Genomic DNA, 22,947 nt, shown 5'->3' on the forward strand with positions numbered 1-22,947 from the left:
TTGAGGCCGATTGCAGTATTATGAGGTTAACGATACCTCAGATGGCGGAATTTTTGTGCAGCAGGACGAATTTGAACAGCAGTTACCCATATTAAAGCAAGCCGTGGAAGATGCTTTGGCGTTGGCTAAGTCTGAAGGCGTGAGTGGTGCCGAAGTGGCTATCAGCCGTCAACAGGGGTTGTCGGTGTCGATGCGCAAAGGTGAGGTTGATACGCTGGAGTTTAACCAGGATGGTGCGCTCGGGATCAGTGTTTATATGGGGCATCAGAAAGGATCTGCATCTACCTCTGATCTCAGTAAAGAGGCGTTGTCTCAGGCGGTGAAAGCAGCCGTTCATATCGCAAGTCATACGTCTGAAGACCCCTGTAATGGTCCTGCTGAGAAAAGCTGGTTGGCGACAGAGGTACCGGACCTGGATCTCTATCACCCACAAGCGATGGATGTGGAACATGCGATTGCGGTGGCAAGCCGCGCAGAAGCAGTTGCTCTGGCCCATGACCCTCGCATCGTCAACAGTGATGGTGCCACTTTTGGTACGCACAATGGCACCCGGGTTTACGGAAATAGCCATGGCTTTCTGCATGGCTATCGAAGCTCGCGACATAGCTTGAGCTGTGTGGTGATCGGCTCTGAAGGCGAACAGATGCAGCGAGATTATGGTTATTCTGTCGCCCGAGATCCGGCAGCGTTATGGAGTGCAGAAAAGGTTGGTGAGGAAGCCGCCCACAAGACCGTCGAGCGCCTTGGTGGCCGCAAACTGGATACCTGCAGTGTGCCTGTATTGTTTTCGCCTGAGATGGCGGGTGGCTTTGTCAGTCATCTGGTAGCCGCTATATCTGGCAGTAACCTTTATCGTCAATCCAGCTTCCTGCTGGATCAGCTGGGCGAGAAGATATTCCCTGAGTTTTTCAATATCACCGAACGTCCGCATTTGCCAAGGGCACTTGGTAGCAGCCCATTTGATTCGGAGGGGGTTGCCACTGTTGAACGCGATATCATCAGTGACGGTGTATTGCAGAGCTATCTGTTGACCAGCTATGCGGCTCGCAAAATGGGAATGGCGTCGACCGGCCATGCTGGCGGGATCCACAATTGGCAAGTGGCCAGTACCGATGGTGATCAAAAAGCGTTGTTGCAAAAGATGGGCAAAGGCTTGTTGGTGACAGAAGTGATGGGGCAGGGCGTCAACATAGTGACTGGTGATTACTCCCGTGGTGCCGCTGGTTTTTGGGTCGAAAATGGTGAGATCCAGTTCCCGGTGGAAGAGATCACTATCGCTGGAAATCTTAAAGATATGTTCCAACAGATCGTCGCAGTGGGTAACGATGTCGATTATCGCGGCGCGATGCACTCAGGCTCTATTCTGCTGGAGAACATGCGGGTAGCGGGTAACTAATCGGCTATGCATGACAAAGGCTGTTGGCAGCAGCCTTTGTCGGTAACGCTGCCTCTAGCGGCTAGAGCAATAACCAGGTGGCAACACCCAAGAAAGCGAACAGACCGACGACATCGGTAATGGTGGTGAGCACCACGCCACCGGCCAGTGCAGGATCGATATTCATTCGCTTCATTAGCAGTGGGATCATTACACCACTGGCTCCAGCACAAACCATATTCACCAACATGGCAAACGCGATCACCGCCCCGACTCTAATATCCTGTTTCCATACTGCGACTACTGCGGCGATCAATAGTGCCCAGATCAGACCATTTAACAGCCCGATTAATGCTTCTTTGCCTAGCAGCCAGCGCGAGTTGCTGTCACCAATGTGGCCTAATGCCATGCCGCGGATCACCAGTGTTAGGGTCTGACTGCCGGCGATCCCGCCCATGCTGGGAACGATGGTCATCAATACGGCCAATGTGGCCATCTGCGCTAAGGTGTCTTCAAACAGGTTACTGACAAAGGCCGCCATGAGTGCGGTCAGGAGGTTGATCCCCAGCCATACTGTACGTCGTTTGGTACTTTTGAGGACTGGAGCAAAGGTATCTTCTTCATCATCCAGACCCGCCATGCTCATCATTGAGTGTTCTGCATCCTCGCGGATAATGTCGACGACATCATCAATAGTGATACGGCCCAGCAGGACTCCCCGGTCATCAACCACGGGCGCGGAGATCCAGTTGTAACGTTCAAACATCTGGGCAACTTCCGTTTCCTCCATGTCTGCAGGGATCTTTTCTGCCCCCGTGTCCATCACATCGGCAATGGTGGCGCTGGGGTTGGCGGTAACTAAGGTGGTGAGTGAAACTTGCCCAAGTAACTCATCTCGAAGGTTTACCACATAGAGGTTATCGGTGGCTTCTGGCAGTTCGCCTTTCAAACGCAGGTAACGCAAAATTACATCGACAGTCACGTCGGGGCGCAGAGTGACGGTATCCGTATTCATGATCGCGCCAGCGGTCTCTTCTGGATAGGAGAGGGCGGCTTCAACCCTGTGCCTGTCCTGCGCGTCCATTTGTGCCAAAATTTCGCGATAGACGCTGTCTGGGAGACCACGTAATAGGTTGGCTAAGTCATCGGTATCCATCCCCTCTGTCGCTGCGGCAACCAGTTCTGGATCCATTAAGCGGATGATGCTGTCTTTTACATCTTCCGATAGCTCTTCAAGGATCTCGCCATGCAGATCAGGGTCGACCAGCTGCCATAGGACTGCACGGCCCTTAGTAGGGGTAGACTCAAATAGAAGGGCGACATCAGAAGGATCCATCTCCTGCAAAATGCGGCGAACATGGATAAACATGCCGCTATCTAGGGCACTTTTTACCTCTTTTAATTTTTGTTGGGTAAGGTCTTGCTCTAAAGTTTCAGCCATCGCCTTAAGCCCTCCAATCGATTAAAAAAGTTCGATAGCGGAATTGTATCGTAACAACCAGAAAAATAGAGAGAATTTTTCTTTAACAGGTGAGGATTATTCGTTTTCGTCGAATCTGTCATTGATCAGGGACTCAACAGCATCCAATGCCTGCTGTGCTTCATCCCCTTCGGCAACGACCTGGATCTCTTGCCCCATACAGGTTTCCATCATCAGCAGTCCCATGACACTGGCGGCGGAAGCGGATTTTCCTTGATGCTCAATCATCACTTCGGCATCAAATTTGTTGACCAGCATGACTAACTTGGTTGCTGCACGGGCATGCAAACCCAGTTTGTTTTTTATCAGTAGTTTCTTTTCAATGCGTTGTGTCATAAAGACTAATGACCTAGTTCTCGGTGACGGATCTGAATTTCGTTACGTAACTCTTTGAACTGCTTTGCCAATGTTTCGGCAATGAACACAGAGCGGTGTTGTCCACCGGTGCAACCGATAGCGACGGTTACATAGCTTCGATTGTTCAGTTCCAGATGTGGCAACCAGGTATTGAGTAAGTTGTTTATCTGCCAGATGAATTTGGCCACGATCGGTTGGCGGCTAAAAAACTGCTCAACTGGGGCGTCTAATCCGGTCATGGGGCGTAGTTCTGGTTCCCAATGGGGGTTGGGTAAGAATCGTGCATCAAACACATAATCAGCGTCTTGCGGAATACCGTATTTAAAGCCAAAGGACTCAAATACTAAAACCAGATGGCGATCAGCATTGCCTAGTAACCGTTCTCGCACCAGATCGCTGAGTTGATGTATCGACAGCTGAGAGCTGTCTATCTGAAGATCGGCACGGGAGATAAGCGGTTCAAGTAAACGCTGCTCTGCTTCAATCGCTTGCTCCAGAGATACACCATGCTTGGAGAGTGGGTGGAGCCGTCGAGTTTCGCTAAAGCGCTGGATCAATGCACTCTGCTGCGCATCCATAAACAGAACCGTACAGCGGCATTGCTGACATAAAAGGTCGAGAATTGTTTCCAGCGTATGTGGGTCTTCGGGCAGGTTTCTGACGTCAATGCTGACGGCGATATCGCTATAGTGCCCACTTACTTGAGCAACCAGTGTCGGTAGCATGGCTACCGGGAGGTTGTCGACACAGTAGTGACCTAAATCCTCCAATACGCGAAGCGCAACACTTTTGCCTGAGCCTGAGCGGCCACTGACAATCGTTAGTTTGGGTTTTGCGGCCACGTCAGTGCTGGTCATGAATCGGTGATGATTTCGTATAATTGTTGATCGTTAGCGGCACAGCGGAGCTGTTTGAGGACTTGTTTATCTGACAATTTGGCGGCGATAGCCGACAAGGTCTTCAGATGTTCCTGACAACTCTGTTCTGGAACCAAGAGGGCGAAAATCAGATCCACCGGTTTGTTATCAATTGCATCAAAGGCGATAGGCTCATCGCACTGCAATAACACGGCGACTGCTTTATTGGCGTTAGTGATCCTACCGTGGGGAATGGCAATGCCGTTACCTATACCGGTACTGCCTTTCTTTTCACGTTCTAGAATACTTTCGAAAATGGCTTTGTGGCCATGTTCTGGCAAGTGCTTGGCTGCCAATTCACTGGCCATTTCTAATATTCGTTTCTTACTTGAACCATGGACTGCACTTCGGGTGCAGTCCAGGCTAAGTATGGATGATATATCCATAGACATCTCTAGTGAGCGTTTAGCTTTTCTTTGTGTTTTATTACTTGCCGATCGAGTTTATCGATCAACGAGTCGATAGCTGCATACATATCACGATGCTCTGCATTCGCAAAGATCTCTCCACCATTTAGGTGCAGTGTGGCTTCGGCTTTTTGGGTTAATTTCTCAACATTGAGGATCACGTGGACATTGTTGATGTGGTCAAAGTGGCGCTCTAATTTACTAAATTTTCCGTCGACATACTCTCGCAGAGAGTCTGTTACTTCTACATGATGGCCGGTAAGATTGATTTGCATAGACCTCATCCTTATTTAGTTTTATTGCCTGCTATAGCAGGCTTTTTCGCTGATTTGACGGTGGAATAGACAAGGATTCCCGATACTTCGCAATGGTTCTCCGCGCTACCTGAATTCCCTGATCTGCCAGTAGGTCAGCAATCTTGCTATCTGACAAAGGCTTATTAGGGATTTCTGCCGCCACAAGTTTCTTGATTAACGCTCTAATTGCCGTTGAAGAACATTCTCCGCCACTTTCAGTACTGACATGACTGGAGAAGAAATACTTGAGTTCGAAAATACCCCGTGGGGTATGCATATATTTTTGCGTGGTTACCCGAGAGATGGTGGACTCGTGCATATCAACCGCTAAGGCAATATCATTGAGTACCATTGGCTTCATCGCTTCATCGCCGTACTCAAAGAAGTCGCGTTGGAACTGTACGATACAGTTGGCGACCTTGAGTAGGGTGTCGTTACGACTTTCCAAACTTTTGATGAACCACTTCGCTTCCTGCAGATGAGAGCGTATATATTGACTGTCAGTGGTGTTCTTTACCGTCCGGCTCATCGCTGCGTATTGCTGATTCACTTTCAGCTTGGGTACCGAGTCAGGGTTTAGCTCAACCACCCAACGTCCAGCTTTTTTCATTACCGACACATCTGGGATCACATATTGCTCATCACCGCTGATCACTGCGCTGCCGGGGCGCGGATTCAACGATTGGATCACCCGCAGAACTTCACGTAGCTGGTCTTCTTTCAGTTTGGTCTTGCGCATCAATTGGCGATAATCCCGGCTGGCTAGCAGGTCAATATACTGGCCAATAACCTGGCGGCACTCTTTTAGCCAAGGTGTCTCTTTGGCAAACTGATTGAGTTGTACCAGCAGACACTCCTGCAATGTGCGGGCACCTACGCCAATGGGGTCGAACAGTTGTACTCGCTTAATGACCGCTTCTACTTCATCAAGTTCGATATCTTCCTGCCCTAAAGAAGTAAGAATATCGTCGGCGGTGACCGTCAGGTAACCCGATTCATCAATCCCATCGATTATCGATGTCGCAATGGCTCTGTCGACATCTGTGAACGGGGTTAATTGCATCTGCCATTCCAGATGATCTTGCAACGACTCTGTGGTTTCGCCTTGATAGGTAAAGTCGGCGTCATCACTGAACGAGGAACCTGAAACGGGCGCTGCTGAAAGGTGGTCATCCCAGGTTGTATCGGTAGGCAGTTCTTCATTGATTTGTTGTTGGTTGAGCGCCTCAGATGTTTCCATGGCTGCATCTTCGCGCTCTTCCGACTGATTATTTTCAGCATTAGCCGTGGTTTGTTCCAGCTTGTCTGTCGCGGTATGGCTTTCACCATTAAGTTGCTCACTGGTTTCTTCCGCTTCGTTTTGCTCGAGTAGCGGATTATTATCCAGCGCTTCTTGGATCTCTTGCTGAAGGTCGAGCGTCGACAATTGCAATAGCCGGATTGCTTGCTGCAATTGCGGCGTCATGGTGAGTTGCTGACCTAAACGTAACTGTAATGACGGTTTCATCTACTTCCGTGACATTTAAAATAATGCTGTTGCTGTCATCGTTAATCGGCACTCAAAAGAGCCCGATGTATCAACGCTGGTTACTTACACTATAGCCGGAATTGTTCCCCGAGATATACGTCTCGTACCTTTTGGTCGGCTAACACTTGTTCCGGTTTTCCTTCGGCGATTAACTCTCCGTGGCTAACGATATAAGCATATTCGCACACATCGAGTGTTTCTCGCACGTTATGATCAGTGATCAATACACCGAGACCACGGTCTCTTAGGTGTTGAATAATCTTTTTTATATCCGTGACTGAGATAGGGTCTACGCCAGCGAAAGGCTCATCCAACAGCACGAACCTAGGCTCCACAGCCAGCGCTCTGGCAATCTCTACTCGGCGGCGTTCACCACCTGACAGTGACATACCTAAGCTATCTCTGATGTGAGTGATGCTAAACTCTTCTAGCAGATGTTCCAAGGTTTCCGTGCGCTGTAACCGGCTTAACTCTGGACGGGTTTGCAGTACTGCCATGATGTTGTCAGCGACACTGAGCTTACGAAAAATGGAGGACTCCTGTGGCAGGTAACCGATCCCCTTGCGCGCTCTGATATGCATGGGTGAAAGGGTCACATCTTCATCGTCAATCGTGATGCGCCCTTTATCGTTGGGTACCAGTCCAACCACCATATAGAAGGTGGTTGTTTTACCTGCCCCATTCGGTCCCAATAAGCCAACTATTTGGCCATCATTCAGCGCTAAAGAGACATTCTTAACTACTTGTCTATCTTTGTAGCTCTTGGCTAATTGACTGGCTTTCAATGTCGCCATGGTTTATTCCTTACTTTCGCCGAGCTGTTGTTGCAGCTGTTCGGGGAGAAAAATGGTTGTCACGCGATCATCTTTATCTGTGCCACTTTCTGCGACCATTTTTTGTTTGGCGATATCGTAATGAATAGTTTCGCCTTTCACTACGCTGTCTTGCTGCGTCAGTACCGCTGCGCCAGTTAATTGGATAGTGTTATCTGCTAATCGGTAACGGATCTCTGCAGCTTCGGCATGCATTTTTTGACCATTTTCCAAGACCTGACTGAACTTCGCTGGTTTACCGACAGCGATGAGCACCTCTTTTCCTGCGCCTGCGGATTGCTCAACCTGCAAAGTGTCGGCAAAGATCTGTAATGTGCCTTGATTTACCGTGACGTCGTCAAAGAAGGAGATAATGCCTTTTTGAATATCGATACTTTGGCGTTTTGCATCCACGCGGACTTCTTTATGAAAGTCACTTTCAACGGCGCTTAGGGAAGCCGATGTGGTCAGCAATAAGCCGACTAAGCTGAAGGTGAATCTATTTTTCAGGTTCATAGGTCGCTTTTACATCATTTAGCACTTCGATGTGCTCTTGTTCGACGTTGCCCTTTAATCCAACTCCATCGAGTCGGTAGCCAGGCCCTTTTACTGTGACTGGTTGATCACTGCTGACATCATTGGTTGTCAGGTCTATGTCAACATAATCTGTCAGTAAGGTATTGGTTTGATTCTGTGCTGTTAGCATGGTGATCACAACATCTTCTGATAAACGCAGTAGGTTGTTTTGCTCTAATTCACCATGGCTTGCGTTTAAGGTCCAACCAGAACGCTTACCGCTTGGGTAGACGACTAACTTGGGCGCATCAAATTGCGTGAGAGTCATCGAACCATTGTAATACTTCATGTTGCTGGCCCAGATTTGATTCTCTAGCTGACCCTCTTGGTTGTAAATCCTGCTGCGCAGTGTTTTGGCCGTATAGTCAGGCCGCTGTTGTCCCTGATTCTCCGCATTAATATCGATCTCGGACTTTAGCAAACTCTGATAGTAGTAGAGCCCGATGGCAGCCCCAAACAGTATGACGGTAAAAAGAATAACCCGGTTCATATGCTCAAACCTTGGCTTGTCTCTAATTTGTCTTGTGCTTGCAAAATTAGATCGCACACCTCTCTCACTGCTCCTCGCCCACCCGGGATCACGGTTTGATAGTGGCTAAAGCGATGGAGCATGGGGTGAGCATCTTGCACGCTGATGGCGAGTCCGACCTGTTGCATCACTGGGGCATCAACCAGATCATCGCCAATATAAGCGCACTGCTCTGGCGTTAAGTTGGTCGTGGTAAGAAGGCTGGAGAATGCTTGCACTTTGTTATCTTGGCCTTGGAAAATATGAGCAACACCCAAAGCGGTCATGCGCTGTTCAACGATATTCGATTGTCTACCTGTGATGACGGCAACCGCGACGTCTGAGGATTGCAGGGCTTTAATGCCATACCCATCTCGAGTGTGGAAAGCTTTCAGTTCTTCGCCATCGTTGCCAAGATAAATTCGGCCATCGGAGAACACGCCGTCAACATCGCAAATCAGTAGTCGAATTCGCGCTGCTTTTGCCAAGATGTCGGCTTTAACATGGCCATAAAGTGTCTGAACGGTTTCTGTCATCACTTCTCTCAACATGCTTCTTTAGTGCGCTATAGCCAAGCTTAGCGTAAGTTACTGAATAAAATGATCTGGTAACCGATAAAGCAGGCCGCTAATAGGCCGCCTTCCCATTTGGCCAATATCCGTTTACCACGCCAGCCATAACAAAAAATGAACAGCAACACCGTTAACCCAATCATTATCGGTATATCGCGATACAAGGCTTGCTCGTCTATTTTACCTGGCGCCAATAGCGCTGGCATGGCAAGTACAGCAAACAAATTGAAGATGTTTGAACCGATAATATTACCCAATGCCAAATCGCCTTCATTTCGCAGGGCGCCGGCCACACTGGCGGCTAACTCCGGCAAACTGGTGCCAATGGCGATGATCGTTAAGCCAATGACTAGATCACTGACACCAAAATAGTGGGCCAGTTCAACCGCGTTTGTGACGAGTAGCTCACTGCTGCCTAATAACAGTAGAAGTCCAATGGCCAGCCACAAGATGGCTTTGGCTGTGGGAAGATCGCTTGGGATCTCTGCTTCAGCCTCCGTAATCAGGGGATCTCCAGCCTTGGCTTCCTGCATCGATATACGCATCATCAAACCAGTAAATGCAATCAGACCGGCAACTAACAAACAACCATCAATGATGCTGAGGTTGAGATCGAGAAACATCGCACTGACACCAAATGTGATTAGCAGCAAGAGCGGAAACTCACGTTTGAGAGTGGCAGAGGATACTTTCAACGGGCGTACTAAGGCGGTAATTCCCAATACCATGGCTATATTAGTAATGTTGGAACCTAATGCGTTACCCACCGCCGTGTCTGGGTTGCCATTCAGGGAGGCGGATGCCGCCACGAGCATTTCTGGCGCAGAAGAGCCGAAAGCGACAACAGTTAAGCCAATGACAAGGGGGGATATTCCAAGGTTTCGAGCCAGCCCGGCTGCGCCATAGACAAATTTGTCTGCGCTCCAAACCAGCACTATGAGGGAAACTATGACAATGAGAGCCGGAATTAGCATAAGGTTTTAATCTTTGACCGTTGATAAAAGATGCAAGGAAAGCGCCATTTTGGTGGCAGAGAGTGACATTTTTTTAATGATATGTCGAACATAGCAATAATCAGAAACAGTTTTTTGAATAGTTTTCGATTTGGTCGCGAGACGTAAAAAGGATACAATCAGCGGCCCGCTAAAGGGACAATGCGGCCAACTGGCCCCGAGAGTCGGTAGAGGTTATGGAGCATGGCAACTGAAAACGTTGTTGATATACGCAATCTTACATTTCGTCGTGGCCAGAGATTTATCTATAAAGATCTGAATTTGACCATTCCCCGTGGCAAAGTGGTTGCCATTATGGGGCCTAGCGGTATCGGCAAAACGACCCTCTTGCGTCTGATTGGTGGCCAACTAACACCGACTAAAGGTGAGGTGTTGTTCGACGGTGACGACATTCCAAGCATGAGCCGACACCAGCTTTATGAGGCTCGGAAGCGGATGAGCATGCTTTTTCAAAGCGGCGCTTTGTTTACCGAGCAGGACGTTTTTGACAATGTGGCGTTTCCTATTCGCGAACACACTGCCCTACCAGAAGAGTTGATTCGTTCTATCGTATTAATGAAGCTCGAAGCTGTGGGGTTAAGAGGGGCTAGGGATTTGATGCCGAGTGAGCTCTCTGGTGGCATGGCGCGCCGAGCCGCACTCGCTCGGGCAATTGCATTAGATCCTGACCTGATCATGTACGATGAACCGTTTGCTGGCCAGGATCCAATTTCTCTGGGAATATTGGTTAAGTTAATCCGGTCACTTAATAGTGCATTAAATATGACGTCCATTGTGGTAACCCATGATGTGCCGGAAGTGATGAGTATCGCCGACTACGTTTATATTATTGCTGACCAAAAGGTGATTGGTCAGGGCACACCAGAACGGATTCGACAATCAGAGTCGCCGCTGGTACGCCAGTTTTTAGATGGTGCCCATGATGGTCCTGTGCCATTTCATTTTCCTGCGAATAGTTTTGCAGAGGATCTTAAGGGAGTTGATCCGAAGTGATTGAGAGAATTCGTCTCTTAGGCGTCGGTGTATTGGATAGTTTGGCGGGCGCAGGAAGGGCTACTTTATTGTTGACCGCTGTGCTATTCGGGCGTTTTTCTATACGCCGTGGTTTTCCACTGCTGATTAAGCAGATTTATATCACCGGCGTTTTGTCGATGTTGATTGTCTTAGTATCAGGGCTGTTTATTGGCATGGTACTGGGATTGCAAGCCTATAATGTATTGGTGGACTACAGTGCAGAAGCCAGCATTGGACCTATGGTTGCTTTGGCCCTTTTAAGGGAACTTGGCCCTGTGGTTACCGCACTGCTGTTTGCTGGTAGAGCAGGTTCGGCCATGACCGCTGAAATCGGTTTAATGAAAGCCACTGAGCAGCTCTCTAGTTTGGAGATGATGGCAGTCGATCCGTTGAAGCGGATCGTCGCTCCTCGCTTTTGGTCTGGCATCATTAGCATGCCGTTATTGGCATTGATGTTTAGTAGCGTGGGTATTTTTGGCGGCTACCTTGTTGGTGTAGAGTGGCTGGGAGTTGATAGTGGTACATTTTGGTCGGTAATGAACTCTTCCGTTGAATGGCGGGAAGACATTGGCAATGGAATTATCAAGAGCGCAGCGTTTGCGCTGGTAGTGACCTGGATTTCGGTTTTCAAGGGATATGATGCAGTGCCTACTTCAGAAGGGATAAGTAGGGCAACCACTGAAACCGTTGTTCATTCTTCGTTAGCGGTGCTAGGACTCGACTTTGTCCTTACCGCGCTTATGTTCGGGTAAATGGATGCAAAATAGTAAGCGTTTTGATCAGCGTAAAATCGAGATATTGGTTGGCTTTTTCGTTCTGACCAGTTTTCTGGCGCTACTCATGTTGTCACTGAAAGTGGCAACCTCAGAATTGAGTACCAGTACGAGCTCGTACACGCTGTTTGCTAAGTTCGACAATATTGGTGGTTTGAAAGTACGTGCGCCGATTAAAGTTGGCGGCGTTGTTATTGGTCGGGTGGCTTCCATTGCCCTTGATCCAACAGATTGGGTGCCAGTGGTGGAGATGCGTTTAGATGCTGACTATAACCGCTTTACCGATTCTACATCCGCATCGATTTTGACATCTGGACTGCTCGGCGAGCAGTACATTGGCCTGCAGCCAGGCTTTGAAGAGTTTGAAGAAGAGAGTATCTACTTAGCCGATGGCGATAAGATCCCAGATACCAAGTCGGCATTGGTATTGGAAGATCTCATTGGGCAGTTTCTCTATAGTCAATCCAAGTAAATAGTGAGCAGGGCAACTGTGTATTCAATGATATTCAAATTTACTTCCTTTTTATCAGCATGGTTACTGCTGGTTACTGCTGCTGTCGCTGAACCGCTGCCAACGGAACTGAGGGATGATCCATTTAAGCTCGCGCAAGCTGTGTCGAAGCGAACCTTTGGGCGTATTAATACTGAACAGGAACAGCTGCTTGCACAGCCTGAATTGCTTAAGGAGATTGTGCGCGAAGAGCTCATCCCTTATGCCGACTATCGCTTTGCCGCATATAAAGTGATCGGTCAGAGTGAATTGAAAAAATCATCCAAAGAGCAGCGCGATCGCTTTGTGGAAGCATTTAAAGAGAACCTTATAGTTACCTATGCTCAGCTTTTTACTGAGTACAATGGCCAGAAGGTTGCTTTTTTACCTGGCGCGTTATCAGATGAAAACTACGCCACGGTTAAGACACTGATCCAAGAACCTGGAAGGCCAGATATCAGCGTTGACTTCAAAATGCGCCGCAACAAAAAAACTGGTCAATGGCTAGCTTATGACATGGTGGCTGAAAATCTTAGTATGTTGAGCCAGAAAGAGGCTGAATTGCGAGGTCTTATCAGACAGCAAGGGTTGGATGCGGTCACCGATTTGCTGATAGAGAAGAACCAGACCAAGATCGAGTTTCAATCTGAGTCGGAGGAGGCCAAATGAGTGCAACCTTTGAGCGGGTTAAGGCCAGCCATTTTCAGATTAGCGGTAAGCTAGATCGCCTATCGGTTCCTACCCTTTGGGACAAACGTGAAAGCCTCTGCTGTGGCGAAGGCATTACCTATGTCGACCTGTCAGGGCTTGAGCACTGTGATAGTGCTGGTATGGCCTTTCTTTTCGAGTTATTTGCCTGTCAAAGCCGTCATGGGCGCGTGCTTAATTTTGTTAATGCGCCAGAACAATTGATGCGTTTAGTCGAAGTTTCTGATCTTAACGATATCCTTCTGATTGAAGCGGCTAAAGCCGCCTGATCTTTCCAAGAGGTTGTAATGGATAACACTGAAATTCAGTCATTACTGACTGATGCACTGTCGCTGGATGAAGTACACGTAAAAAGCGACGGTAGTCATTATGAAATTATTGCTGTCGGTGCCTGTTTTGAAGGTATGCGATCAGTGAAGCGTCAGCAGACGGTTTATGGCCCTTTGATGGCTACGATCGCTGCCGGTGACATGCACGCAGTTTCGATTAAAGCGTTTACCGTTGATGAATGGCAACGGGAACGTAAGTTGATGATGCCCTCATAGTAAGTCGTATGTAATGGATAGATTGTTAGTTGAAAAAAGCGGTCCTCTGCATGGTGATGTAACCATCTCAGGGGCTAAGAACGCCGCTCTGCCTATTTTATTTGCCACCCTGCTATGCGGTGAGCCGCTGGTTATTAACAACGTACCTCGCTTGCGAGATATCAATACTACGTTGACTCTGCTTGGCCGTATGGGGGTTGATGCGAACTGGAGTGGTGACAATCAAGTTACTATCGATGCCTCGATCTTGACCAGCCATGAAGCGCCTTATGATCTGGTGAAAACCATGCGCGCATCTATTCTGGCGTTGGGGCCTTTGGTCGCTCGTGGCGGTAAGGCGCGGGTTTCGTTACCGGGTGGCTGTGCTATTGGTGCGCGTCCAGTGAATTTGCATATTCACGGGCTAGAGTTGATGGGCGCTGATATTCAGGTGGAGGGCGGTTATATCAATGCCACCGCACCTGAAGGCGGCTTGCGTGGGGCGACTATTTTTCTCGATACAGTCAGTGTGACAGGCACAGAAAACTTGATGGCTGCCGCCGTCCTTGCCAACGGTAAAACGATAATTGAAAACGCGGCTCGTGAGCCGGAAGTGACAGATTTAGCCAACTTCCTAAACTCACTTGGGGCGAAGATCAGTGGTGCCGGGACAGATAGAATAGAGATTGAAGGCGTAAAAGCGCTACACGGTGGAAGTTATGCGGTGTTACCTGATCGCATAGAGACTGGCACCTTTTTGGTGGCAGCGGCTGTCTCCGGCGGTGATGTCACTTGCCGCAATACCGATGCGCGTTTATTGGAACCTGTTATCGCTAAACTGCAAGAAGCAGGGGCAAAGGTCACTTTTGCTGATGACTGGATCCGATTAGATATGCGCGCTCGCCAACTCAAGGCTGTAAGCATACGTACAGCACCACACCCTGGCTTCCCTACGGATATGCAGGCACAGTTTACCGTACTTAATATTCTGGCGGATGGCAGTGGTAAAGTGACAGAAACGATTTTTGAGAATCGTTTTATGCATGTGCCAGAACTATGCCGTATGGGTGCAGACATTGAACTGGAAGGCAACACTGCTATTTGTCATCACACTGATGAATTGACAGGTGCAGAAGTGATGGCCACCGATCTTCGAGCGTCAGCTTGTTTGGTGATAGCCGGTATGATGGCCGCTGGGCAAACGGTTGTCGATCGTATCTATCATTTAGATCGCGGGTACGAGGCGATAGAGAAGAAGTTGGGCGGCTTAGGTGCGACAATCACTCGCGTCAAAGCCTGATAGATTATCGTCTTGATATACGAATAAAAAAGCTGCCCTCAATGGCAGCTTTTTTATCTATCCACATTCAATTAAGCAAAAGTGGCTAGTTGTTGCTCGCCAGTGCTGGTGGCTCATGCACTTGAACCGGGATGTTGAGGCGCTCGCCACGCCTGACTACAGTGATATTTACCGTGGCACCAGGTCTGGTTTCTGCGATCCGATCCATTGCATCATGGACACCAGCGACAGCTATATCGTCCATCTTGATCATTACGTCATTACGGAGCAGTCCCGCTCTTGCTGCTGGGCCGTCCGGCTCCATGTTGTCAATTACAACGCCGGTTAATGTACCTAGCTTTAACTGCTTAGCGTGTACAGGGTTAACTTGCTGCCCTGTGATCCCTAAATAACCTCGTATGACGCGCCCATCGGAAATTAATTTGTTCATGATCTTATGGGCTAACGCATAGGGAATGGCGAAGCTGATCCCCTGGCTCTCAACATTGGGACTGGTGTAATAGGCTGCCGTGTTAATGCCGACAAGCTCACCCAGGCTATTGACCAGCGCACCGCCAGAGTTACCGCGATTAATTGCAGCATCGGTTTGCAGAAAGTCTTGATAGCTGGTGGAAGCCATACCACTGCGCCCTGTGGCACTGACGATCCCTTGGGTGATCGTCTGACCCAGGTTGTATGGGTTACCGATGGCCAATACCACATCACCGACCATGGCCACTGTGTCTCTATTTTGTGGGATCACAGGAAGATCGTCAGATTCAATATAGAGCACGGCAAGATCGGTATAGATATCACTGCCAATGAGCTCGGCGGTAAATATTCGCCCATCTTGCAGCGCCACAATAATTTGATCGGCATCGGCAATAACATGGTAATTGGTGAGTATATAGCCCTTTTTGCTCATCAATACGCCAGAGCCTAAGCCTTGCGGACGAAGTTGTGCTGGTTGCGAGTCGGTGACCGATCGTAGGCTGCGGGTATAGACATTGACGACTGCAGGCGCCGCTCGCCTAACCCCTTCAGCAAAAGATATTGCTGCAGGTTGACTGCTGATCAGCAGACTCCCGCCGCTTCCCTGCTCACGCAGGTTTGGTAGTAGCAGCAATAAGATCGCCGCAATGGCGAGGCCAAAAACGATGCTTTTGCCCAAATAGGAGGCGAAAGAGGCAAATCGAGAGATCATGGATATGAAATTCCTTTAGATACAATCGCAGGATAGCACTGCCACTAAAGAAAAGGGAGTAAGACACGCTCTGGGCGAGCGTGCCTTAATAGATCTTAGTTGATTATCGGGTGTTACCGGACAACTAAGTACATACGTTGGCCGTTACGCTGAATGTTCAGGGCCAATACGGATGGCTGCTGCTCCAGAATTTGGCGTAGCCCCTTCAGGTTGGTTACTGGCTGTTTATTGAGACCGAGAATGACGTCGCCCTCTTTAAAGCCGATTTGTGATGCTGGCGACCGGGGGGCGACCTTTTCTACGATCACTCCTGGTTGTTTATCGCTATCTTCACTGTTTCGCAGTACTGCTCCTTCGAAAGCGGGATGGAGCGCCTGGGCTTGCACTCGTGCTTCTTCTGCCTCTTTTAGAGTGACTTTAAAGTCAGTCAATTTACCATCGCGGATCACACCCAGCGTAACCTGGCTGCCAGCGCCGCGGGTAGCTATTTTGGCGCGCAGTTCGCCAAAGCTCTTGATCATACTACCGTCAACACTGACCACGATATCACCAGCTTTTATCCCAGCAACTTCTGCGGCCGATCCTTCGAACACCTGATTAACAAAGGCTCCGTGTTTGGTATCGTAGCCAAACGCTTCTGCTAAGTCTGGGGTGAGTTCGCCACCAGATACGCCGAGTACACCGCGTCTAACTTCACCGAACTCGATAAACTGTGAGACCAAGTCATTCACCATATCGATCGGGATGGCGAAGCCGATGCCAACATTGCCGCCGTTAGGGGCAACGATCGCTGTATTGATCCCGACCAGTTCACCATTGAGATTAACCAATGCGCCGCCAGAGTTACCCGAGTTGATGGCTGCATCGGTTTGGATGAAATTTTCATATTGGCCGATGTTAAGGTTAGAGCGACCTAGGGCGCTGATGATCCCTGAAGTTGCTGTTTGTCCTAAGCCAAAAGGGTTGCCTACGGCCACCACAAAGTCGCCAACACGCAACTGACTTGCATTGGCGCGGGGCAGCGCGACTAAATTATCTTGGTCTACCTGTAACAGTGCGATATCGGATTCTTCATCTGAACCAATAACGCGGGCATCGAGCTCTCGCCCATCTTGCAACGTCACCATGATCTTATCTGCGCTGTCGATAACATGGTGATTGGTGACTATGTAGCCTTTGTCACTGTCAATAATGACCCCAGAGCCGAGTCCGCGAAATGGTCGCTCTTGTACCTGCTCGCGCGGGGCTCCGAAGAAGTACTGATAGATATCCGGAACTCTTTGTTTCGCCGTATGTGTTCCAGATACGGATATGTCGACGACGGCTGGAGTGACTCTTTCCAGCATAGGAGCAAGGCTAGGAACTGGTTGCCCTTCGAAGGAGAGGGGAAGAGAAGCCGCGGCTTCTGTTGGGGTAACTATAAGCGTGGCGCATAGCGCCAACGAGGCAAGAGACAGCAAACGTTTCATACTGATTTCATTCTCCCTAATGGTGTTTGATTGTTGCTACATCACAAACAGACAGAGGGAAGCGGGGATAAGTTCCCCGCTTTGGTTAACTTACAGGCTCTTTCTGTTTGTCTTTTTCCGTACCACTGATCAGGCCTGACGGTGAACCAGAGTAATCTCGAGGCTGCTGCCACTCTTCGTCATCTTCTGCTGTTAACGCTTTGTTTTGTTGCTCCAGCGCTTCTAGCTCAGGTAACTCGGCCCGGCTCTTTTCATCAAGCAGGGCATGAGCACTCTCGGTCAACTGACCACATAATTTGCGGTAATTGTCATTGGCCTGTTCAAGCAATTCAGCCGTCGCGGCGAAATGATCCGACACTTCTTGCTTATATTGCTCTAATTCAAATTGGGTCGCTTCCAGTGCTTTTTCAACCGAAGCTTTACCGGAACCTTCATTGGTGGAGCGTGAAAAATACCAACCCGCCAAGAAGCCTACGACTATAGATAAAATTCCAACTAACCAGATCATTCAGCGCGTACTCCGTTTCGTTCAGTAGGCTATGCCCAGGATCACAATATACCTCGGTCAGAATCACCATGGTACCATTGCAAGTGTAAACAATTATTTGTCAAAGGTGGGCAGAAGATGTCAGATACGCCGCTGGCGCGTTATGAAAAAGCGCTGGAACAGAGTGGTTTTGTGAGGGACAGCGCACAAGCGAATGCGGTTAACCATCTTCAAGAGCTGTATCAGCGTCTCAGTCAGCCGCCGCAACGTTCATTCTGGCAACGTTTATCAAAAGCACCGACATCAACGGCGAAAGGACTTTATTTTTGGGGCGGGGTTGGGCGCGGTAAAACCTACTTAGTGGATACTTTTTTCGAATGCCTGCCGGCAGAGAATAAGTTAAGGCTGCACTTTCACCGGTTTATGCATCGGGTTCATCAGATGATGCAGGCGTTGTCTGGTCAATCTGATCCTTTGGACAGTGTCGCAGAGCAATTAGCTGCAGAGGCCAGGGTGATCTGCCTGGATGAGTTCTTTGTGTCGGATATCACCGACGCGATGATCTTAGGTAGTTTGCTGAAAGGCCTCTTCCAGCGGGGAGTGACGCTTGTGACTACGTCTAACATCCCCCCTGACGAGCTATATCGCAATGGTTTGCAACGGGCGCGTTTTCTACCAGCCATTGCTTTGTTGAACCAACATTGCGACATCGTCAATGTTGATTCTGGTATCGACTATCGCTTGCGGACACTGGAACGCGCAGAGATTTATCACCATCCTTTAGACGCCGCTGCGCTAGTCAATCTCGAACAGTACTTTGCCGCGTTAGCGCCTGAACCGGGTAAGGCTGGGGTGACAATTGAAGTGAATAATCGTCAGCTAGTCACGCGCTGGTTGGCAGATGGTGTGGTGATGTTTGATTTTGCGGTGTTATGTGAAAGCGCCCGCAGCCAGATTGACTACATTGAGCTGTCAAAAGAGTTTCATACTTTACTCCTACATGGCGTCAAGCAGATGGGCGTACACAATGACGACGTCGCTAGGCGTTTTATCGCCTTGGTTGATGAGTTCTATGAACGCAATGTGAAGTTGATTATTTCAGCTGAAAGTGAAATGGAGAAACTCTACGACGATGGGCGATTGAGCTTCGAGTTTAAGCGTTGCCAGAGCCGTTTGTTGGAAATGCAGTCCCATGAGTACCTCAAGCGCCCACATATTCCTTAAATATAAGTGAGAAAGTGGGTGATCTTTGTCCACGCTTTGTCTATAATCCCGCTCCGCCCACGTTGCCAGCTGCCATATCGGCAGTGCTGACATAGACCGACAGGTGTATTCGAAGGGATACCATGCGGTGATTTTTGTGATGTCTCAATGCGTTGAGACGTGGTGTAAACGAATTTTTTAGGTTTGGATAAATGAAAACATTTACCGCAAAGCCAGAGTCTGTAAAACGCGATTGGTTCGTTGTTGATGCAGATGGTAAAACTCTGGGTCGTCTGGCGACAGAAGTAGCGCTTCGCCTGCGTGGCAAGCATAAGCCAGAATATACTCCTCACGTTGATACTGGTGATTACATCATCATCGTGAATGCTGAGAAGATCCAGGTAACTGGTAACAAAGCGAAAGGCAAAATCTATTACAGCCATACCGGTTTCCCGGGTGGTCTGAAAGAGATGAGCTTTGAAAAGCTTATCCAGAGAGCGCCTGAGCGTGTTCTTGAGAAAGCAGTGAAAGGTATGTTGCCAAAAGGTCCTCTGGGTCGCGCAATGTTCCGTAAGCTGAAAGTCTACGCAGGTGCTGAGCATGGTCATGCTGCTCAACAGCCTCAAGCTTTAGAACTTTAATTGGGGGTTCAGTCCATCATGGCAGATAATCAATACTACGGTACTGGCCGCCGCAAGAGCTCAACAGCACGCGTATTCATCAAAGCGGGCAGTGGCGCTATTACCGTCAATGCACGTCCTTTAGATGTTTACTTCAGCCGCGAAACGGCTCGTATGGTTGTTCGTCAGCCGCTCGAGTTAACCGAACTGGTTGGCAAGCTGGACATCAACGTAACTGTGAAGGGCGGTGGTACTACCGGTCAAGCAGGCGCTATCCGTCACGGTATCACCCGTGCACTGATGGAATACGATGAGACTCTGCGTAGCGACCTGCGTAAAGCTGGCTTCGTTACTCGTGATGCACGTCGTGTTGAGCGTAAGAAAGTTGGTCTTCACAAAGCACGTAAGCGTCCTCAGTTCTCCAAGCGTTAATTCGCTGGTACTGGGCGTTCGTCAACGTCTTTGCAAAAAAAGCCCCGTTTTTCGGGGCTTTTTTTTCCTTTTTAGATTAGGGTTGTATGACGAGTATCCTTGCCAGCGCAGGGTGTTTTTTTTACAATCTTGACTCTTTTTTGCAGCGTACCGTTTTCTTTTTCGGGAATTCTCCTGATGAGGCGGTTCGTCGCGCTCCAAAGCCGCAGATAAAAGCGGATGGTATGTGGGAGATAACTGGATGAGCAATGCGCCTGTCAATAACAGCCGTCGTCGCTTTCTAACTGCCGCGACAGCTGTCGTAGGTGGTGTGGGAGCAGTAGCTGCTGCTGTCCCATTTATAAAATCTTGGAATCCAAGTGAGAAAGCCAAGGCCGCTGGTGCTCCGGTGGAAGTGGATATCAGTAAATTGGAACCGGGACAGCTAATACGTGTTGAATGGCGTGGCAAGCCTGTTTGGGTGGTGCTGCGTCCTGATTCTGTATTACAAGAGATGAAAGCCAACGAAGATAAACTTAAGGACCCTCAGTCCAGCGAAGTTGATCAGCAACCTGAGTACGCCAAAAACGAATTCCGTTCAGTGAAGCCTGAACTATTTGTTGCGGTCGGCTTATGTACTCATTTAGGTTGTTCGCCAACTTACCTTCCTGGTTCTTTTGGAGAACAGGTTGAAGGCGTTAACTACGGCTTCTTCTGTCCGTGTCATGGTTCTAAGTTTGATATGGCTGGTCGGGTTTATAAAGACGTACCAGCACCGTTAAACTTGGTTATTCCCCCGTACCATTTTAAAGACGATACAACCATCTTGGTCGGCGTTGACGGAGGGACTGTGTAATGTTCCGCTCATTACTCGAATGGATTGAATATCGGATACCTATGCAACGTGTATGGAATATGCACCTTGCTCAGTACCCGACGCCTAAGAATTTTAACTTCTGGTATTTCTTCGGCTCTTTGGCGATGTTGGTATTGGTGAACCAGATCCTGACCGGGATTTGGTTGACGATGAATTACACGCCCTCGGCTGAAGGCGCGTTTGCATCGATTGAATACATTATGCGAGATGTCGAATATGGCTGGTTGCTGCGTTATATGCACTCCACCGGCGCGTCAGCATTCTTTGTCGTTGTCTACCTGCATATGTTCCGTGGGTTGATCTACGGCTCATACCAAAAACCACGTGAACTGCTGTGGTTGTTTGGTATGTTTATCTTTATTGCCCTGATGGCTGAGGCCTTCATGGGCTACCTGCTGCCTTGGGGTCAGATGTCCTACTGGGGCGCACAGGTGATTATCTCGCTCTTTGGCGCGATACCTGTCATCGGTGACGATTTGACCCTTTGGATCCGTGGCGACTATGTCGTCTCAGGTGCAACACTGAATCGATTCTTTGCCCTGCATGTGATCGCATTACCACTGGTACTGGTGGTGTTGGTCTTCTTGCATCTGGTCGCACTCCACGAAGTGGGCTCTAACAACCCTGACGGTGTCGAAATTAAACGGCCAAAAGGGTCTGTTGCGGACGCTGATAAGCCTAAGTTCAAGTTCCACGAGTACTACACCAGTAAAAAAGATATTATCGATGCGGCGCCTTTCTTCCCCTATTTTGTGGTGAAAGATCTCATCGGTATCGGTGTGTTTTTATTCTTTTTTGCTTATGTCATCTTCTTTAACCCAGAGATGGGCGGGTATTTCCTTGAGCCACCTAACTTTGAGGCGGCTAACCCACTGAAGACACCTGAGCATATTGCACCAGTCTGGTATTTCACGCCGTTCTATGCCGTACTTCGTGCTATCCCACATAAGCTCGGCGGGGTTGTTTTCATGGGGCTGGCGATCGTCGTGTTGGCACTGTTGCCTTGGCTTGATCGTTGTAAGGTTCGTTCAATTCGCTACCGTAGTGGCTTGCACAAGCTAAACATTGCTCAATTCTCTGTGAGTTTTGTGGCATTGGGCATTTTAGGTGCTCTGCCAGCGACTGAAACCTACACTATGTATGCGCGGATATTTACCTTCTTGTATTTCGGTTTTTTCGTACTGCTTTGGTTCTATAGCAAAAATGAAAATACTAAACCGCTACCAGAGAGGCTGACCTGATGAAAAGGATGATCATAGCGCTGGTGGCGCTTCTACCAAGCTTGGTAATGGCTGCGGGTGGTAACGTCCACCTTGATAAAGCAAATTATGATTTGACCGATAAGGCGTCGCTGCAAACAGGTGCGAAGCTTTTTATGAACTACTGTTCAGGTTGCCACTCAACTAAGTATCAGCGTTACGAACGTGTTGCGCGTGATTTGGGTATTTCAGCAGCTTTGATGCAGGAAAATCTGATGTTTATTGAGGGAACCAAAATTGGTGCCTTGATGGAAAATGCAATGTCAGATGAATTGGGTGCTAAGTGGTTTGGCGCAACACCGCCAGACTTAACCTTGGTTGCCAGAGTTCGTGGCGCTGATTGGTTATACACCTATTTGCGTAGCTTCTATGAAGACCCGACTCGCCCATTTGGCGTGAACAATGTGGTTTTTAAAGACGTGGGTATGCCCCATGTACTGCAAGAGCTACAAGGGGTGCCACGTAAAACCTATGAATCTCGGCTGATTGACGGTGAACAGCAAGATGTTTATGTCGGTATAAGAGCTGATGGTTCTGGTGAAATGAGCACCGATGAGTATGACCATGCCGTACTCGATTTGGTCAATTTCCTTGTTTACTCAGCTGAGCCAGTGACCCTTGAGCGACGCTCTATGGGCTGGTGGGTGTTAGGGTTTTTGGTGATTTTCACTATCCTGGCGTACTTGCTGAAGAAAGAGTTCTTTCGCGATCTACACTAGTTAGGTTGTTGATAAGATAATGTTTGTCGGGAGACAGGGGTTACCCTGTCTCCTGTTTTTGCTAAAAGA

The 22,947-nt window shown here is 48.8% G+C and carries 28 protein-coding genes; 14 read left to right on the forward strand and 14 right to left on the reverse strand.

The genetic code is table 11. The features are described 5' to 3' along the window. Positions 1 to 10: 10 nt before the first annotated feature. Positions 11 to 1,396, forward strand: coding sequence for a metalloprotease PmbA (gene pmbA, locus EZV61_RS08340; RefSeq protein WP_420810809.1), 1,386 nt, complete (start codon positions 11 to 13; stop codon positions 1,394 to 1,396). A gap of 61 nt (positions 1,397 to 1,457) precedes the next feature. On the opposite strand, the gene mgtE is transcribed toward pmbA, so the two are convergent. The 11 genes from mgtE to EZV61_RS08395 form a co-directional block, all read right to left on the reverse strand. Further along, complete coding sequence (gene mgtE / locus EZV61_RS08345) at positions 1,458 to 2,816, reverse strand: magnesium transporter (protein WP_114338132.1); 1,359 nt, start codon at positions 2,814 to 2,816, stop codon at positions 1,458 to 1,460. Positions 2,817 to 2,912: 96 nt separating this feature from the next. After that, positions 2,913 to 3,191, reverse strand: a complete 279-nt coding sequence (locus tag EZV61_RS08350) for an HPr family phosphocarrier protein (protein ID WP_114338133.1) — start codon at positions 3,189 to 3,191, stop codon at positions 2,913 to 2,915. Between the two features lie 5 nt (positions 3,192 to 3,196). Further along, positions 3,197 to 4,069 (reverse strand): RNase adapter RapZ, encoded by an 873-nt coding sequence (gene rapZ, locus EZV61_RS08355; RefSeq protein WP_114338134.1) that lies wholly within the window; start codon positions 4,067 to 4,069, stop codon positions 3,197 to 3,199. Further along, positions 4,066 to 4,515 carry a PTS IIA-like nitrogen regulatory protein PtsN gene (gene ptsN / locus EZV61_RS08360; RefSeq protein ID WP_114338364.1) on the reverse strand — a complete coding sequence of 150 codons (450 nt, stop codon included), beginning with the start codon at positions 4,513 to 4,515 and terminating at the stop codon, positions 4,066 to 4,068. Before ptsN ends, rapZ begins: the two co-directional genes overlap by 4 nt. An 8-nt stretch (positions 4,516 to 4,523) precedes the next feature. Then, positions 4,524 to 4,811: a ribosome hibernation promoting factor gene (gene hpf / locus EZV61_RS08365; RefSeq protein WP_114338135.1), complete on the reverse strand. Its 288-nt coding sequence runs from the start codon at positions 4,809 to 4,811 to the stop codon at positions 4,524 to 4,526. Positions 4,812 to 4,842: 31 nt separating this feature from the next. After that, positions 4,843 to 6,339 carry an RNA polymerase factor sigma-54 gene (locus EZV61_RS08370; RefSeq protein WP_131414986.1) on the reverse strand — a complete coding sequence of 499 codons (1,497 nt, stop codon included), beginning with the start codon at positions 6,337 to 6,339 and terminating at the stop codon, positions 4,843 to 4,845. A gap of 89 nt (positions 6,340 to 6,428) precedes the next feature. Beyond that, the gene (gene lptB / locus EZV61_RS08375) at positions 6,429 to 7,154 is read right to left on the reverse strand and encodes an LPS export ABC transporter ATP-binding protein (RefSeq protein ID WP_114338137.1); all 726 of its coding nucleotides are present in this window, start codon (positions 7,152 to 7,154) and stop codon (positions 6,429 to 6,431) included. A gap of 3 nt (positions 7,155 to 7,157) precedes the next feature. Beyond that, positions 7,158 to 7,688: a lipopolysaccharide transport periplasmic protein LptA gene (gene lptA / locus EZV61_RS08380; RefSeq protein ID WP_131414988.1), complete on the reverse strand. Its 531-nt coding sequence runs from the start codon at positions 7,686 to 7,688 to the stop codon at positions 7,158 to 7,160. Further along, complete coding sequence (gene lptC / locus EZV61_RS08385) at positions 7,672 to 8,238, reverse strand: LPS export ABC transporter periplasmic protein LptC (protein WP_131414990.1); 567 nt, start codon at positions 8,236 to 8,238, stop codon at positions 7,672 to 7,674. The genes lptA and lptC overlap by 17 nt, the downstream gene beginning before the upstream one ends. Further along, positions 8,235 to 8,792, reverse strand: coding sequence for a 3-deoxy-manno-octulosonate-8-phosphatase KdsC (gene kdsC, locus EZV61_RS08390; RefSeq protein WP_130567129.1), 558 nt, complete (start codon positions 8,790 to 8,792; stop codon positions 8,235 to 8,237). The genes lptC and kdsC overlap by 4 nt, the downstream gene beginning before the upstream one ends. 41 nt (positions 8,793 to 8,833) lie before the next feature. After that, on the reverse strand, positions 8,834 to 9,802 hold the full coding sequence (locus EZV61_RS08395) for a calcium/sodium antiporter (protein ID WP_131414992.1): 969 nt from the start codon (positions 9,800 to 9,802) through the stop codon (positions 8,834 to 8,836). A gap of 222 nt (positions 9,803 to 10,024) precedes the next feature. Here EZV61_RS08395 and mlaF point away from each other — a divergent pair, with 222 nt between their 5' ends. The 7 genes from mlaF to murA are packed head-to-tail and all read left to right on the forward strand — an operon-like array spanning position 10,025 to position 14,650. Then, a complete protein-coding gene (gene mlaF, locus EZV61_RS08400; protein ID WP_114338141.1) occupies positions 10,025 to 10,834 on the forward strand; it encodes a phospholipid ABC transporter ATP-binding protein MlaF in 810 nt (269 codons plus the stop codon). Continuing rightward, entirely contained in the window at positions 10,831 to 11,607 is a 777-nt protein-coding gene (gene mlaE / locus EZV61_RS08405; protein WP_131414994.1) for a lipid asymmetry maintenance ABC transporter permease subunit MlaE, read from the forward strand. Before mlaF ends, mlaE begins: the two co-directional genes overlap by 4 nt. A gap of 4 nt (positions 11,608 to 11,611) precedes the next feature. Further along, on the forward strand, positions 11,612 to 12,100 hold the full coding sequence (mlaD, locus tag EZV61_RS08410; RefSeq protein WP_131414996.1) for an outer membrane lipid asymmetry maintenance protein MlaD: 489 nt from the start codon (positions 11,612 to 11,614) through the stop codon (positions 12,098 to 12,100). Between the two features lie 27 nt (positions 12,101 to 12,127). After that, a complete protein-coding gene (locus EZV61_RS08415) occupies positions 12,128 to 12,787 on the forward strand; it encodes an MlaC/ttg2D family ABC transporter substrate-binding protein (RefSeq protein ID WP_131414998.1) in 660 nt (219 codons plus the stop codon). Then, entirely contained in the window at positions 12,784 to 13,095 is a 312-nt protein-coding gene (locus EZV61_RS08420; protein WP_131415000.1) for an STAS domain-containing protein, read from the forward strand. The genes EZV61_RS08415 and EZV61_RS08420 overlap by 4 nt, the downstream gene beginning before the upstream one ends. Positions 13,096 to 13,113: 18 nt before the next feature. Beyond that, positions 13,114 to 13,371 (forward strand): BolA family iron metabolism protein IbaG, encoded by a 258-nt coding sequence (gene ibaG / locus EZV61_RS08425; RefSeq protein WP_114338146.1) that lies wholly within the window; start codon positions 13,114 to 13,116, stop codon positions 13,369 to 13,371. A 13-nt stretch (positions 13,372 to 13,384) separates the two neighbouring features. Then, positions 13,385 to 14,650, forward strand: coding sequence for a UDP-N-acetylglucosamine 1-carboxyvinyltransferase (gene murA, locus EZV61_RS08430; RefSeq protein ID WP_131415002.1), 1,266 nt, complete (start codon positions 13,385 to 13,387; stop codon positions 14,648 to 14,650). 85 nt (positions 14,651 to 14,735) lie between these two features. Here murA and degS read toward each other — a convergent pair whose 3' ends face one another. The 3 genes from degS to EZV61_RS08445 all read right to left on the reverse strand — a co-directional run bounded on the left by degS (position 14,736) and on the right by EZV61_RS08445 (position 17,810). Then, positions 14,736 to 15,833 carry an outer membrane-stress sensor serine endopeptidase DegS gene (gene degS / locus EZV61_RS08435; RefSeq protein WP_130567125.1) on the reverse strand — a complete coding sequence of 366 codons (1,098 nt, stop codon included), beginning with the start codon at positions 15,831 to 15,833 and terminating at the stop codon, positions 14,736 to 14,738. Between the two features lie 113 nt (positions 15,834 to 15,946). After that, positions 15,947 to 17,302, reverse strand: coding sequence for a DegQ family serine endoprotease (locus EZV61_RS08440; RefSeq protein WP_131415004.1), 1,356 nt, complete (start codon positions 17,300 to 17,302; stop codon positions 15,947 to 15,949). An 85-nt stretch (positions 17,303 to 17,387) separates the two neighbouring features. Beyond that, positions 17,388 to 17,810 (reverse strand): Z-ring associated ZapG family protein, encoded by a 423-nt coding sequence (locus EZV61_RS08445; protein WP_114338150.1) that lies wholly within the window; start codon positions 17,808 to 17,810, stop codon positions 17,388 to 17,390. Between the two features lie 117 nt (positions 17,811 to 17,927). Here EZV61_RS08445 and zapE point away from each other — a divergent pair, with 117 nt between their 5' ends. The 6 genes from zapE (at position 17,928) to EZV61_RS08475 (ending at position 22,878) form a co-directional block, all read left to right on the forward strand. After that, the gene (zapE, locus tag EZV61_RS08450) at positions 17,928 to 19,013 is read left to right on the forward strand and encodes a cell division protein ZapE (protein WP_131415006.1); all 1,086 of its coding nucleotides are present in this window, start codon (positions 17,928 to 17,930) and stop codon (positions 19,011 to 19,013) included. Between the two features lie 191 nt (positions 19,014 to 19,204). Further along, on the forward strand, positions 19,205 to 19,633 hold the full coding sequence (rplM, locus tag EZV61_RS08455; RefSeq protein ID WP_114338152.1) for a 50S ribosomal protein L13: 429 nt from the start codon (positions 19,205 to 19,207) through the stop codon (positions 19,631 to 19,633). Positions 19,634 to 19,651: 18 nt separating this feature from the next. Next, positions 19,652 to 20,044 (forward strand): 30S ribosomal protein S9, encoded by a 393-nt coding sequence (gene rpsI / locus EZV61_RS08460; RefSeq protein ID WP_114338366.1) that lies wholly within the window; start codon positions 19,652 to 19,654, stop codon positions 20,042 to 20,044. A 241-nt stretch (positions 20,045 to 20,285) separates the two neighbouring features. Next, the gene (petA, locus tag EZV61_RS08465) at positions 20,286 to 20,879 is read left to right on the forward strand and encodes a ubiquinol-cytochrome c reductase iron-sulfur subunit (protein ID WP_114338153.1); all 594 of its coding nucleotides are present in this window, start codon (positions 20,286 to 20,288) and stop codon (positions 20,877 to 20,879) included. After that, positions 20,879 to 22,141 carry a cytochrome b gene (locus EZV61_RS08470; protein WP_114338154.1) on the forward strand — a complete coding sequence of 421 codons (1,263 nt, stop codon included), beginning with the start codon at positions 20,879 to 20,881 and terminating at the stop codon, positions 22,139 to 22,141. The genes petA and EZV61_RS08470 overlap by 1 nt, the downstream gene beginning before the upstream one ends. Beyond that, positions 22,141 to 22,878, forward strand: a complete 738-nt coding sequence (locus EZV61_RS08475; RefSeq protein ID WP_114338155.1) for a cytochrome c1 — start codon at positions 22,141 to 22,143, stop codon at positions 22,876 to 22,878. Before EZV61_RS08470 ends, EZV61_RS08475 begins: the two co-directional genes overlap by 1 nt. The last annotated feature ends 69 nt before the right edge of the window (positions 22,879 to 22,947 follow it).

The organism is Corallincola luteus (assembly GCF_004336975.1).
Lineage (GTDB): Bacteria > Pseudomonadota > Gammaproteobacteria > Enterobacterales > Neiellaceae > Corallincola > Corallincola holothuriorum.

What these genes read in the sequence shown, in the direction of transcription:
- mgtE (WP_114338132.1), bottom strand. Translation starts at nt 2,816, where the DNA reads ATGGCTGAAACTTTAGAGCAAGACCTTACCCAACAAAAATTAAAAGAG.
- EZV61_RS08350 (WP_114338133.1), bottom strand. Translation starts at nt 3,191, where the DNA reads ATGACACAACGCATTGAAAAGAAACTACTGATAAAAAACAAACTGGGT.
- rapZ (WP_114338134.1), bottom strand. Translation starts at nt 4,069, where the DNA reads ATGACCAGCACTGACGTGGCCGCAAAACCCAAACTAACGATTGTCAGT.
- ptsN (WP_114338364.1), bottom strand. Translation starts at nt 4,515, where the DNA reads ATGGATATATCATCCATACTTAGCCTGGACTGCACCCGAAGTGCAGTC.
- hpf (WP_114338135.1), bottom strand. Translation starts at nt 4,811, where the DNA reads ATGCAAATCAATCTTACCGGCCATCATGTAGAAGTAACAGACTCTCTG.
- EZV61_RS08370 (WP_131414986.1), bottom strand. Translation starts at nt 6,339, where the DNA reads ATGAAACCGTCATTACAGTTACGTTTAGGTCAGCAACTCACCATGACG.
- lptB (WP_114338137.1), bottom strand. Translation starts at nt 7,154, where the DNA reads ATGGCGACATTGAAAGCCAGTCAATTAGCCAAGAGCTACAAAGATAGA.
- lptA (WP_131414988.1), bottom strand. Translation starts at nt 7,688, where the DNA reads ATGAACCTGAAAAATAGATTCACCTTCAGCTTAGTCGGCTTATTGCTG.
- lptC (WP_131414990.1), bottom strand. Translation starts at nt 8,238, where the DNA reads ATGAACCGGGTTATTCTTTTTACCGTCATACTGTTTGGGGCTGCCATC.
- kdsC (WP_130567129.1), bottom strand. Translation starts at nt 8,792, where the DNA reads ATGACAGAAACCGTTCAGACACTTTATGGCCATGTTAAAGCCGACATC.
- EZV61_RS08395 (WP_131414992.1), bottom strand. Translation starts at nt 9,802, where the DNA reads ATGCTAATTCCGGCTCTCATTGTCATAGTTTCCCTCATAGTGCTGGTT.
- mlaF (WP_114338141.1), top strand. Translation starts at nt 10,025, where the DNA reads ATGGCAACTGAAAACGTTGTTGATATACGCAATCTTACATTTCGTCGT.
- mlaD (WP_131414996.1), top strand. Translation starts at nt 11,612, where the DNA reads ATGCAAAATAGTAAGCGTTTTGATCAGCGTAAAATCGAGATATTGGTT.
- EZV61_RS08415 (WP_131414998.1), top strand. Translation starts at nt 12,128, where the DNA reads ATGATATTCAAATTTACTTCCTTTTTATCAGCATGGTTACTGCTGGTT.
- EZV61_RS08420 (WP_131415000.1), top strand. Translation starts at nt 12,784, where the DNA reads ATGAGTGCAACCTTTGAGCGGGTTAAGGCCAGCCATTTTCAGATTAGC.
- ibaG (WP_114338146.1), top strand. Translation starts at nt 13,114, where the DNA reads ATGGATAACACTGAAATTCAGTCATTACTGACTGATGCACTGTCGCTG.
- murA (WP_131415002.1), top strand. Translation starts at nt 13,385, where the DNA reads ATGGATAGATTGTTAGTTGAAAAAAGCGGTCCTCTGCATGGTGATGTA.
- degS (WP_130567125.1), bottom strand. Translation starts at nt 15,833, where the DNA reads ATGATCTCTCGATTTGCCTCTTTCGCCTCCTATTTGGGCAAAAGCATC.
- EZV61_RS08440 (WP_131415004.1), bottom strand. Translation starts at nt 17,302, where the DNA reads ATGAAACGTTTGCTGTCTCTTGCCTCGTTGGCGCTATGCGCCACGCTT.
- EZV61_RS08445 (WP_114338150.1), bottom strand. Translation starts at nt 17,810, where the DNA reads ATGATCTGGTTAGTTGGAATTTTATCTATAGTCGTAGGCTTCTTGGCG.
- zapE (WP_131415006.1), top strand. Translation starts at nt 17,928, where the DNA reads ATGTCAGATACGCCGCTGGCGCGTTATGAAAAAGCGCTGGAACAGAGT.
- rplM (WP_114338152.1), top strand. Translation starts at nt 19,205, where the DNA reads ATGAAAACATTTACCGCAAAGCCAGAGTCTGTAAAACGCGATTGGTTC.
- rpsI (WP_114338366.1), top strand. Translation starts at nt 19,652, where the DNA reads ATGGCAGATAATCAATACTACGGTACTGGCCGCCGCAAGAGCTCAACA.
- petA (WP_114338153.1), top strand. Translation starts at nt 20,286, where the DNA reads ATGAGCAATGCGCCTGTCAATAACAGCCGTCGTCGCTTTCTAACTGCC.
- EZV61_RS08470 (WP_114338154.1), top strand. Translation starts at nt 20,879, where the DNA reads ATGTTCCGCTCATTACTCGAATGGATTGAATATCGGATACCTATGCAA.
- EZV61_RS08475 (WP_114338155.1), top strand. Translation starts at nt 22,141, where the DNA reads ATGAAAAGGATGATCATAGCGCTGGTGGCGCTTCTACCAAGCTTGGTA.